Below are 11,572 nucleotides of genomic sequence, written 5' to 3'. Positions count from 1 at the left end.
CTCATTAAATGCTTGCGTTTGTTTGGCTTGAATATAGTGAGAGAGATATTTCATGACTTACTCCTTACGTTAATACAAAAATATCCCAGTAATTAAAACTGGCAAGGGTGAAACGAAAAGAGGGATCTCGAAGGGGTTGATACATCCTTCACAATAAAATTGTCAATTAAGTCCCCTATTTTAAAGTGGTGTAAGATACTCTTCTCAACCTCAGCCAGAGTGGATGAGTAGAACTTAGAATCACGCGGAGTAAATCCCGCGATTTTGAGTTCAGCTAAGGTAATGTCGCTACACGGCGTAAGAAAAAAGCCGGGCGCGTATTCCTCTGTACGCTGAGGAATACGCAGTAAAGAGATATCATTTTTTGGTGAGCTTTCGTGCCCAGCGGCGAAATGCTGGTCGCTGAGCATCAATGTAGAGAGAGTTGGGGTTGAGTTTTGTTGTGCCATGAGGAGTTTCCTTTCTGTTTGAGTATCACTTTTATGGAGCCGCTTGGCTGACCAGACCTCAAACAGGGTTCTTCTCTGCAGGGGCGCGCAGCGTTTATTTACCCTTGTAGAGAAGGTTCTGATTGAGGATGGTGAACAGCCTGCGAGCACCATCAAGAGATGCGAGTCGAAAGGAAAATCGGCACATAAGAAAACAAGCCCTTACTCGACCTTAATTGAAGCCAGTGAAAGGCAATAAGGAGGCACGACGAAGCGCAGCTACGCAGTAGCGGAGGCGTTGGATGATTGTTCGCAGGCACTTGATGTCACATCGAGCTTAATCGATATCAGTGGCATAAGTTATCGCGAGAGGGGTGAAGCGACGGAATGAGCCAACCGAAGGGAGAACGCCCAATATTTAAGTTTAATACGTACTTTATAGGTTGATTGGCGTTAGAAAAAGAACCGTCCGTACTCAATCTTCAAAGGTAAGCGTTCGAAGGCGGTTCAAGTCAAATATAGCAATAAATCTAAAGGGCTGTTCGCCGTCTAGCCATTAACTCAATTAGCCCCCACCTTTTTGGTCAGGGAGAGTGAAAAGTGGAAAGTGGAAAGTGAAAAAGATTGATGCAAAGAAACGCAGAACATAGCAAAAGCGACACTTAGCTGTTCATGTCGATATACTCGAAACCATGAGTGTGGAAGTCAGTTTTGTTGCGCCATGAGGTTCTGAAAAAGAAAGGTTTACCTCATTGAGAGCACCTCGAAAGAATGCAAGGCGTTGGGAAGAGAGTTACTCAATAAATGAAGCGGAAAAGCGCTAAAGCGAGTTTGATATATTACAACGCTCAAATAGGTGAAATGATAGTAAATGTCAAAACTATGAACAAAATTATAGCTCTAGGTATGCCAGTTAGAAGCCCACGGTTAGCCATAAACGATGTAGCTTTGTCTCCAGGCAGATTTTATCAACACAACCCTTTATGCTTGAGCGGCTAATGAGAAAGTTGTGCTAGTTCGTCTGTATTCAATCCCGTGACATCCATAATGGTTTGTTGATCTAGACCATTAAGCAGCATCTTACGCGCCATCTCCTTGAGTGCTTCTTGGCGACCTTTTTCCTCACCTAATTGTATACCTTCTTGGCGCCCTTCTTGGCGCCCTTCTTGGCGGCCACGTTGCTCGCCTTGTTGGCGCAATTGTTCTGCAATAGTCATAAGTGTTTCCTCGTGTTTCGGTACTGATGAGACCAGTGACGTAATTAACGCTTCTAGGTTATTCGTTTCACCCACTTGGAGTAGGTAGCTCATCAATGACTGTACTTGCTTATCTGTAGTGTAATCGGTTAAGAGCAATGTGACCAGAGGCTCAAAGAAATCCATGATATCACGATGCCTTGCGTGCTTTTGTACAAGCTCAAGTAACGCGATGCGGCGATGCTGCATTATCTCATCATCGGAGATGACCGTAACATCGACCAATGGAAAATCTTGAGTATAGAGAGCCTTAGCCATCTTAGGGTTAGCAAACCCTTTTAACCAATTCATTTCATATGGGTAGGGCGAGACTTGGCCATGGTAAAACTGCAAAGGTATCACCAAGGGTAAGTGCTCATGACCCGCTTCAATATGCTGTTGCATGGCAGCGATAGCGTAACGCATCAGTCTGAACGCCATGTGTTTATCTGGTCGACTCTGGTGCTCGATTAACGCGTAGACGTACCCTTCCCCCTGAGACGTTGTGAGAGAATAAAGAACATCCGAATAATAAGGCCGTAAACTTTCTTCAATAAAGCTGCCTGATTCGAGCTTTAAGGTCGTCAAATCACAGATTTCACGCAGCTCAGCAGGTAGGTGAATATCCAATAAGTCCTTAGCGGTTTCAGGATGAGTGAGAAACTGCTTAAAGAGCGCATCATGTGGCGTTGGCGTGGTCTTTTTCATACCGTTACCTTAACACTAAATAAGTCAAATCAGTACTAGGATAAAAATTCTGCACCACGTTGGTTTCTTTCTACACATCAATTTAGTTCATTTACTCTAAGTGATCTTTGCCCCTTTATGAGTTGATGAGATTTTCAGCCGATACATTTTAACCCTAAACTTACAGGTTCCCCCGCGTGGCAGAGAGTAAACGAGCGATGCACGAAAACTCCCAGAACTGTGCAGAAAGGGTATCTTCGTATCCAAATGTTTAGAGTGCATAGTTATGCAAAACTGCTTGAAGTCATATGCCAGAAATAGAAAAATGAGTTAGAGAATTCACTCTAACTCATGCAGTTCAGGTAAAGAAAAGTAACTTGAAGTCGGTAGGAACTAACCTAATTGATCAAACTACTTAACAGACTTAACAGCTTCAAAAAGGATCTTGTTGAACTCATGAGGTTTTTCTAGCATCGGAAAATGTCCAGATTCCTCAATGTAATAAATGCTGTAATCTTTGATATGTTTCTTGTTTTCTGCTGAGTTAGTTGGCCATAATCGAGCGTTCACTAGCACAACTGGCACGTTGATACTCTCATAGACGCGATATGACTCACCACTTACATATTGGCCTAAATAATTACGAAACTGATTAATCGCGATATCTTTAGGGGCTGACGCCATATCTTCTTTAACCCAATAGAGTAACTCTGGTTCTACGCTCTTCGGTAATGAGTCTTTTACAAATGCCGCAATTCCGCTTTGAAAATCGTCTTCAAAAGGCTTCGTCATCAGGTCAAGATCATCTTGTGAGAACTTTAATGCCACATTTTGTGAGGTATCAACACCAATAACGCCAATAACTTTGTTCGGCATTAACTTCGCAGCTTCTGCGATGACTCCACCACCCATAGAGTGTCCAACCAAGATGGCAGAATCTATACCTTCTTTCTCAATGACTGCTTTAATATCATTTGCGAAAGAGACCATGGTGTACTCTTCACGATTGAATGACGAATTTCCATGACCAGCTAAATCAATAGTAATAACTTGGTATTCTTCTGAAAAATAACCGATTTGATTTTGCCAGAGCCTGCTATCCAGACTCCAACCGTGAATAAATATTAGTGATGTTTTGCCACTCCCGTTAACGCTATATGCAATTTTTTCAGCGTCATTTGATATAGCAATACCAAATTTAGATGCTGGGTTATTCTCTAAAGCATTCGCGCCATTTAATGACATGCATAGCAGAAATGTAACGGTCAGAATAAAACGTTTCATAATTTCTCTTTACTTCTTAGTTGTTAAAGAAAGCAGAGTGATAAGCAACTTCGCCAGTCGGAATATTGTTGGCTAGCGATATAGCTAGGAAATACTCTGATGGGACACCTGGAAATGTAAGGTTTGGCTGTGACTCAAAGCCAAATCGGCCATAATATTTTGGTTCGCCGAGTAACACTACACCCTCAATACCTTGTGTTTTAAGTTGTGATAACCCTTCACGAATAAGTGCACCACCGATACCTTCACCTTGACGCTCTGGCATCACTGATACTGGGCCTAAGCCATACCAAACAGACTCCTCGCCATTAATAAGAATCGGTGAAAAGGCAATATGACCAATGATGCCAGTTTGATCTTCACAAACTAGAGATAGTGATAATACTTTTGCATCACGTAGTTTATTGACGATCAAGTGTTCTGTTGGTTTAGCACCTGGTTCATGGTGTGGATGGTTCTCAAACGCTCGATAAATAAGTGTTTCAATTTCTGTAATGTCTGAGTGATTTTCAGCTCTAATTTTCATGTTTTAACCTTTGTTTTTTAGTACAAATACTTGGTAACCATATTGACCTGAGTATTGCTCGTGTATCTGTAGTTCTTTGCGTAAATCATTGAGTGTATTAGAAGAAAAATCTTCATCTTCGACCTGAGTGATCTTTTGACTCAATGGATCCAGATAGTTGCGCCACGACTGTTCACTCTGTGTAAAGCTCTCTATAACCTCATAGCCTGCTTTCATCATCTCTTTGATTCGTTGCTCGCTCGTCGCCATGTCTGGATAGTTTTGTTGCCAAAACTCTATGGCTTCGGCATCTGGGTTATCGGTCAGCCAAACCAAGTCACTAATAACTAAGTAGCCATTACTCTTAAGAAATGGTTTCCAACCTTTGAGTGCCTGCTTGACTCCCATGATATAAGCACTGCCTTCTGACCAGAGCACATCAAATTGCCCCCGATCAAATGGCATCGCTGTCATGCTGTCACAAATCGTTGTTACTCGATGTTCAAGAGAATGGTCTTTAACCTTCTCTTTAAGGCAGCTTAGGCAGTACTCATCGTTATCGAGTGCCGTTAAATTGAAGGCTGAATTTTTTGCCAGCAAAGTGGTTGTGACTCCTTTTCCACAGCCAATTTCTAGCGCATCGCCCGACCTAATAGGTAAAGAGCGTAATGCTTTGAGAGAGTCACCTTCATCACCAGGCCCCAGCCGATCTAACCCTTGAAAAATAGCTTCAAAATCAGCCATGTATTGTTCATGTTCATTCATATCTTTCGAAATCCACTTTAGCCTCAAGGCATTCTTTTCACTGAAGCCTTGTTTCATTAACCATTCTAGATGTGCTGACGGAGCTTCTTTTTCCATTGACTGGTGCCACTCCTTCATAGAGTTCATGCCAAGCATTGAGGAAAGAAGCTCTCTTGCTTTTTGTTTTTGGGCGATTTCTTCATCCAATACATTAAGCCTATGGAGTAGCAGCTCTCTGTCGATTTGAGCCTTTAAGCATGCTTGGCACTCTTTTAGGGTTAGTCCGCCAGCTTGTAGTTGCTGTAATAGTTTTACACGTTGAACATCTTTGTCTGTATAGCAGCGATACCCATTGCTTTGTCGTTTGGCTGAAATCAAACCAAGCTTCTCGTAGTAGAGCAAAGTGGAGCGGCTCAATCCAACTTTTTGTGCCAATTCAGAAATACGGTACATGGGGTTTCCTCTCATCTATGAGCGAACTATAAACTATGAAGCTTTAGACAGGTCAACATTTATTTTGGCAGAAACTTGAAAATAATCTTGGTATTCAGAATGGTTTCGAATAGCGGTCAGAATCACCATACCAGCTTAATTTTGCATGAAATCGGCATTTATACGCACACACTCACTTGGAATTCTTGTTGCGCAACGGAAGGAACTGTCCATTTCCTTGCAAATAAATCACCGCTATATACGGTGGTCGTTGACGTTTTGGGACATGAAAAGTTATCTGAAGGGTAGATTCTGCCCGAAGATCGTAAAACATCTTTATCCAAAAATGTGTTGAAGGGTAGTCTCCTACCCTATTTCAATCAGCGGCCATAAGCCGCTTTTTTAAATCCAGCCTCGCTCAGAAAAAGACACCACACACTCAAATGAAACCACAAAGTGGTCCAGTACTCGGATATCAACCAATGCCAACGCATCCGTCAGTTGACGGGTAATGCGTCGGTCAGCTTGACTTGGGGTGGCGTCGCCACTTGGGTGGTTATGATAGAGAATAACCGCACTCGCGTTCGTGGCCAGCGACGCTTTCACGACTTCACGCGGATAGACCGAAGCGGCATTAACGGTACCGTAGAACATCTCTTTGGTGCGCAACACTCGATGTTGATTATCGAGGAAGATAATCCCAAACACTTCAGACTCACAAGCGGCCAAGGACGTTTGGCAGAACGATTTCACCAATTCAGGCGAGGTTAATGGCGTTTGTTCTGAAATAAACAGTTTGGATTTGAGAATGCTTGCGGCCTGGTCAAGGATGCCCTTTTCTTCTGATGTGAATAACGAAACATTTGAGTATTGAACACGTGCTGACATGATATTTCCTTTCGGTCTTGGTGAGCGTCTGACTGTCCGTACCCAGTTGCAGGTTCTGTAGCGCAAGGGCGCGCAGCGGCGAAGCCTCCCTGGCGCGAGGGTTCTCAAATGGGACGGTTTAAAGGAAGTCGCGACAACAAGCCAAAAGGACAGCCTAAGCCAGTACCTCAGCCCAAAGCACGTCGCCCAGTTAGAAAGGCCCCTTCCCCACCAAGAGGGCGCCCTGCTGGTTACTCGACTTACGCCACTCGATATTAATGCCGGCTCGTGACAAGCGTTTTTCCCGGTTTACTTAACTGGGTAATAACACACCGAATGTTCGCATCCCCCTCAACCAAGGACTCCCCCTCCGACGCCGCGCTCATATTTGTCACAAAAGGGCCTCAACACGCACACTCGATAACCTTTGTCACTTAAGGCAAGACCGAACAAGGCGTTGCTCGTCGAAAAACATAACCCGTTTGAATGCCGCTAACGGCTAGAATATCGAAACAAAATCCAGACACACTAATGACCTTCTCTTATGAGTGTTTGTGACGTTACACAATAAGCAGACTTCAGTCGTCATACAGAGAAGAGAGTAAAGCCTTTGCCGACTCGCGATGCTCGGAGGTGGTTTCTATCGTCCTTTCTGCTTTTTTTGCGTAGGCGTAGTCTTCTCGCATCTGCTTAATGGTGGTAGTGTTATCACACACACTGATACTCACCCCCTTCCCTCGGTTGCCTTCCTCTAGTATTAACGAGTCGGTATACCCAAACTCATTCACCAAAATCTCATGAATTTTGACAGCCTTAACCGTGGATTCAAAGTCAGTTGAATTCACCCAAATCACGTGCATGGAAATGTCAGCGGATACTGTAGAACGAACAACCATATGACCCCCTAAGCCCCAAAACGCACATCAAAACAAAACCCTGAGCACTTAAACGTACCCTCCCCAGTGGTCACAAAGCGCAACGCTGGAAACACAGACCCGTAAGTGGTGTACAGAATGATGTGATCCGCTCGCTCATGAAGAAACCATTCCCCAAAGCCAGCGCCATTTAATTCGATGAAAAAGTCACGGATTTCATGGAAAGCAAAACGACGTGACACCAATTGCGGAAACTGCTGCTTGATAGCGTCAACGAACCCTTGGTCTTTTAACGCGGCGATATCAGCCAGTTGCTCTGGCGACTGACGACGACTGAACATTTTCAAACGCTGGATTTTGGAAAGAAAATCAGACTTTCTTTTCGTCTCATCACGACACTTTTTGATTTGATAGCGCAACTTCAATACCGCCAAAGGACTAGAGATATCATTTTTTGGTGAGCTTTCGTGCCCCAGCGGCGAAACGCTGGTCGATGAATTTGAATTAGGGAGAGTTGGGGTTGAGTTTTGTTGCGCCATGAGAGTTTCCTTTCTGTTTGAGTATCACTTTTCGGAGCCGCTTGGCTGTCCGCTCTCTCAATATCGTTCTGCTTTGCAAGGGCGCGCAGCGGCGAAGCCTCCCTTGAAAAACAGGTTGTGGGGAGAGACGGTTAACAGCCCGCGAGCCCGAAAGTGAGGCGAGTGAAAGAAATCAGCGCAAAAGAAAACAAGCCCTTATTCGAACTTATTCAAAGACAGAGAGATCAACGAGGAGGGAACGACAAGGCGCTAAGGCTCTTAGGACAGTCAGGGCCTAGCCCGCAGGGTGCCCCTAAAGGCAACATAAGAATCGTGATAAAGACACGTTTAAAGTGTTTGTCTTTAAAATGAGAACAGGCTCAGATGTGTGAACAAAACTCTCGCGTTTCATGTAGACCAATATTGGAAGTTAAGTCCGCGCCAAGGTTCTTTAAAATGGCTACTCATCAAATCAAAGCTAATGGGCGTAATAAAAAAGCGAAAACGTACTTATTGTGCATTCAAATAATGGATCATATTAACAGTGTCAATCATACCCACATAGTCTCCAGAATCGTTGATGACAACCCAAGGCAAAGGAATATGGTTCCGAATTTTCTCATGGATTTCGCTCGCGTTTATTGTTTCGTGAACACAGGTAATCAATGGTTCCATCATCGCACTCACCACTTTATCCAAAGAACGATACTCTTGCATCGTTTCTCGGTCAGTGCCGAGTGTGGGCGTAGCATGGAGATTGTATTTTTCCTTGGTTAGGACGCCCACACACTGCTTATCAATGATTACGGGTAAAACATGAACCGAATTACGGTCAAATAAGGCTTTGACCTCTCTTAAGGTGTGAGTGGGAGATAACAAAGGAGGAGTAGTAAATAACACCACGTCTTGAATTTCTGGCTCGACCAAGTCACGGAGCTCCTCTCTATCGTTGATTTCAGCTGAGAGGAGTTTAACTGGTAGGGGTTTTGCGAAATAAAACCCTTGTAAATAGTCCACTTTAAGGTCTTTTAATATATTAACTTCTTTAATACTTTCAACACCTTCAGCCACCACTTCTACTCCTAAAGTATGAGCAAGTTGCGTAATCATTTTAACGATGTAGTAATTATGAGAGCCGAAAACGAGATTAATAATAAAATCCCGGTCGATTTTAAGTACATCGAAGTTACCATCTTTCAAGTAGGAGAAAGAAGAATATCCAGTACCAAAGTCATCAATAGCTATCTTTACCCCTTTTTTACGTAGCTCAAACAGCAGATCACTGTTCTTGTTTTCATTGCTAAAGTAGGCTGACTCTGTGAGCTCTACGGTAACATAAGGGAGATGCTTACGATGTTTTCTGAAAAGCGACATCAAGTCTTTGAAGAGGGACTTCACTGGTTTATCTGAGTTCAAAGACACATTAATGGTGATCTCGACTTCATTGCCATATAGTTTAACCAGTTGATTTCGTTGCTCCATGGCTTTATCTGCTACGGCCAAATCTAACTCAGAAACGAGACCCATATCTTCTGCAATCTGTATCATTTCCTGAGTCTCTAGGTGCTCGCCTTAGCTGTCTGTAAATCGACACAATGCTTCGAGTTTACAGACTTTAAAACTTTTGGTTGAAATAATAGGTTGAAAGAAAACCTGCATAGCCTTTGCCTTAACCGAATACCTCACTATTTCTTCTAACACCTCGCGTCGTTTGACTTTCTCATGAAGGTTTCGGTTATAAAAGCATATGTTATTATTAGAAGTATGCCTTTCATACATCGCTTGTAAAGAGTGAGATATCATCTTGTGTGCATTATTCGCATCCAATCCAAGTACTGATACACCAATAGTGCCTCCCATACTTCGTTGATATACTTCTTTGTCCATTCTTGTTTTGATTTTCTTAAAGCGTTCTCGAATCGCTTCGAAGATAGAAAGCGAGTGAGGTTTAGCTTTGTCATGCTTATAAATGATGGCAATTGTAAACACAGTCTTTTTAATAAAGCCTGCCGTACAGTCACTTTCATGGTACGCGAGCGCGCTTGCAAGTTGTTTTTTTTCATCAAACTCCAATGTTTCATCAAACTTTGGTACAAAGGACAGTAGTAACATCCCTTCGCTATCTTTTAGTTCAGCCTGTCCATTTTGTACCTTAGCCAAAAATTCTTCTTCACCGGGCAGTTGAGTCAATAACTCAATACCGCCATGTTCAATACCAGCAACGCGGTAGAGTTTACTCGATAAATCTAAGGTAACCCCCAAGTAATAGGTGTTGCCTTTTAGAGACTCTAACTTCTGGATGAGTAGCTCTTGAGGCTTGACGTTCCCGGATTTGGCTTTACTTAAAATGAGACCGCTCCAATAATCGTGTTGGATAATTTCCTTCCACATGTTGCTAAAGAACGGTGCTCCGTGCTTGCCAGCATTGAAAATAGACGTCTTTTTACCAAGAAGCTCCTCTACTTTATAACCGGTTGATTTCTCAAAGTAACTATTGTAGGCAACAATACGGGTGTGTTTGTCCGTCACCACAATAACGTGATGGTGATTTTCAAATATTTGATAAAAAAAGGACGATAAGTCTTGTTGAGTTGGAGACAAGAGCATAGGCATTATCATACCTGCGATCAGATTTTCAGTGATTTTTTTTACGGATACTAAACTCAGGTTAACGTTAGAGCCTCGCGTGACTATGAATGCTTTAATGGGATCTGGCTCCTCCCCTCTTTTTACTTGTAAGAGCATCTCAGAGACTCGGGCTTTATTAGAAGGTGAAAACAGATCTAGAAAATGTTCGATAGCAGTCACGGTGCATGTGACCCCCAAGACTTCTTGTAGATCACATGCATCGATAGTTAAATTATTGGTATTCACTTGCCACGTAAAAGAAATCTCCCTTTTTTGATGAAATTGGACAAATTCATTTTTAACTAACTGCATAGTTGAGGCCCATGTGGTTAACGGTTTACTACTTAAAACTATAGAAGATTTTTAACTATTTTCCTTTTAATTTAAGGATATGGTGTTATTCATGAACGTGGCAGGTTGATTATTGAAGAGTACAAACAAGGCAGTCATAGAGCGTTAAACATCTTAGCGAACAACGGAAATAAATATGATACTTATCACAAATTTTCATGAGCGATTATTAGTCACGAAATAGTTAAATAAGCTTGACGTTTTCTCTCCTATTGCTGTCCACTGACGTAACTTCATATTCATTAAAGCTAGGCGAAAACAGTTGTTTGTGTGCATCTCAATACATTTGGGCTAGCAAAGTTAGAGCTTAATACCCACGCTCCTAATGAAACATTAAAACAAGGTTCGTAGACATTGGTTTCATTGACATTAAATTCAGCCAGTCGAGGAAACCAACTAGAGTTAATTTGCATGAGTTCAAAATCACGACTGGTTACTTGACCTTTTTTATTTTGGTTTTCGTTATAAGCATTAGGATCAAGACTACTTTCAACTTGTGCTATCGATCGCAGCAAATCTGGATCAACATTATAATGTTGTCCTGCTTCATCAAAACAAAACGAATACCCGACACTTGGAAATACCGACAATAATAAGATTAGTTTTTTCATAAGCTAAAAAATGGAGTCCAAAGGAACTCCATTATATCGCGTGAATTGACGTCATCAATATTCATTAGGGAGTAAATCGTAGTGCAACTACGATCACGCTCGGTAATTATCCAGACTTGTTCATTACAAATGGTGTAACTGGATAAAACCCGCTCGCCTGTCTTGGTGGCTTCGTCATTGGTAAGTTTATCTTCAACACAGACATTTCCCCAATCACCATTTTGGTGACGATGTAAGTAAATCGATAAATTCACACCAATATTGTTGTTTAGCAGTTCAGCAATGCCTTGTGTACAAACAACTTTGCCAAGATCAAACGGCACAGCCGTACAAACATAATTTTTTCCTTTTTTTTCTTCGTTACCTGATGTAACATTTTTAATGTTCATTTTATTTACCCCTGTATT

General features: G+C 42.3%; 11 protein-coding genes and 4 pseudogenes. 2 read left to right on the top strand and 13 right to left on the bottom strand.

Going from position 1 to position 11,572, the window contains the following annotated elements:
- Positions 1 to 92: 92 nt before the first annotated feature.
- On the bottom strand, positions 93 to 449 hold the full coding sequence (locus AB6E51_RS23375; RefSeq protein ID WP_102333047.1) for a hypothetical protein: 357 nt from the start codon (positions 447 to 449) through the stop codon (positions 93 to 95).
- 795 nt (positions 450 to 1,244) lie between these two features.
- On the opposite strand from AB6E51_RS23375, the pseudogene AB6E51_RS23370 reads away from it, so the two are divergent.
- Positions 1,245 to 1,346: pseudogene (locus AB6E51_RS23370) on the top strand (IS5 family transposase); the annotation flags it as partial.
- A gap of 77 nt (positions 1,347 to 1,423) precedes the next feature.
- Here the strand turns inward: AB6E51_RS23370 and AB6E51_RS23365 are convergent.
- The 5 genes from AB6E51_RS23365 to radC form a co-directional block, all read right to left on the bottom strand.
- Positions 1,424 to 2,371 carry an Rpn family recombination-promoting nuclease/putative transposase gene (locus tag AB6E51_RS23365; RefSeq protein WP_102333044.1) on the bottom strand — a complete coding sequence of 316 codons (948 nt, stop codon included), beginning with the start codon at positions 2,369 to 2,371 and terminating at the stop codon, positions 1,424 to 1,426.
- Positions 2,372 to 2,761: 390 nt separating this feature from the next.
- Positions 2,762 to 3,634, bottom strand: a complete 873-nt coding sequence (locus tag AB6E51_RS23360; RefSeq protein WP_102333043.1) for an alpha/beta fold hydrolase — start codon at positions 3,632 to 3,634, stop codon at positions 2,762 to 2,764.
- Positions 3,635 to 3,650: 16 nt separating this feature from the next.
- A complete protein-coding gene (locus AB6E51_RS23355) occupies positions 3,651 to 4,160 on the bottom strand; it encodes a GNAT family N-acetyltransferase (protein ID WP_102333042.1) in 510 nt (169 codons plus the stop codon).
- Positions 4,161 to 4,163: 3 nt separating this feature from the next.
- Positions 4,164 to 5,336 (bottom strand): MerR family transcriptional regulator, encoded by a 1,173-nt coding sequence (locus AB6E51_RS23350; protein WP_102333041.1) that lies wholly within the window; start codon positions 5,334 to 5,336, stop codon positions 4,164 to 4,166.
- A gap of 381 nt (positions 5,337 to 5,717) precedes the next feature.
- Positions 5,718 to 6,203, bottom strand: a complete 486-nt coding sequence (gene radC, locus AB6E51_RS23345) for a DNA repair protein RadC (protein ID WP_102333040.1) — start codon at positions 6,201 to 6,203, stop codon at positions 5,718 to 5,720.
- 108 nt (positions 6,204 to 6,311) lie between these two features.
- Between radC and AB6E51_RS23340 the strand changes: the two genes are divergently transcribed.
- Entirely contained in the window at positions 6,312 to 6,461 is a 150-nt protein-coding gene (locus AB6E51_RS23340; protein ID WP_154724059.1) for a hypothetical protein, read from the top strand.
- A 299-nt stretch (positions 6,462 to 6,760) separates the two neighbouring features.
- Here AB6E51_RS23340 and AB6E51_RS23335 read toward each other — a convergent pair whose 3' ends face one another.
- The 7 genes and pseudogenes from AB6E51_RS23335 to AB6E51_RS23305 all read right to left on the bottom strand — a co-directional run bounded on the left by AB6E51_RS23335 (position 6,761) and on the right by AB6E51_RS23305 (position 11,554).
- On the bottom strand, positions 6,761 to 7,078 hold the full coding sequence (locus AB6E51_RS23335; RefSeq protein WP_102333039.1) for a hypothetical protein: 318 nt from the start codon (positions 7,076 to 7,078) through the stop codon (positions 6,761 to 6,763).
- Positions 7,079 to 7,086: 8 nt separating this feature from the next.
- Positions 7,087 to 7,596: a hypothetical protein gene (locus AB6E51_RS23330; protein WP_102333038.1), complete on the bottom strand. Its 510-nt coding sequence runs from the start codon at positions 7,594 to 7,596 to the stop codon at positions 7,087 to 7,089.
- A 489-nt stretch (positions 7,597 to 8,085) separates the two neighbouring features.
- Positions 8,086 to 8,361, bottom strand: coding sequence for a hypothetical protein (locus tag AB6E51_RS23325; protein WP_346763710.1), 276 nt, complete (start codon positions 8,359 to 8,361; stop codon positions 8,086 to 8,088).
- A pseudogene (locus AB6E51_RS23320) lies at positions 8,356 to 9,126 on the bottom strand (EAL domain-containing protein); the annotation flags it as partial. The pseudogene AB6E51_RS23320 and the gene AB6E51_RS23325, both read right to left, overlap by 6 nt.
- Positions 9,127 to 9,147: 21 nt before the next feature.
- Complete coding sequence (locus AB6E51_RS23315; protein WP_102333035.1) at positions 9,148 to 10,515, bottom strand: PAS domain S-box protein; 1,368 nt, start codon at positions 10,513 to 10,515, stop codon at positions 9,148 to 9,150.
- 329 nt (positions 10,516 to 10,844) lie between these two features.
- Positions 10,845 to 11,165, bottom strand: a pseudogene (locus AB6E51_RS23310) (lytic transglycosylase domain-containing protein); the annotation flags it as partial.
- Between the two features lie 54 nt (positions 11,166 to 11,219).
- Positions 11,220 to 11,554: pseudogene (locus tag AB6E51_RS23305) on the bottom strand (type I restriction endonuclease subunit M).
- Positions 11,555 to 11,572: the final 18 nt, after the last annotated feature.

It is taken from the genome of Vibrio sp. 10N.247.311.47, assembly GCF_041467535.1.
Taxonomy (GTDB): domain Bacteria; phylum Pseudomonadota; class Gammaproteobacteria; order Enterobacterales; family Vibrionaceae; genus Vibrio; species Vibrio crassostreae_C.
This window is presented reverse-complemented; position numbering and strand designations above follow the sequence as displayed.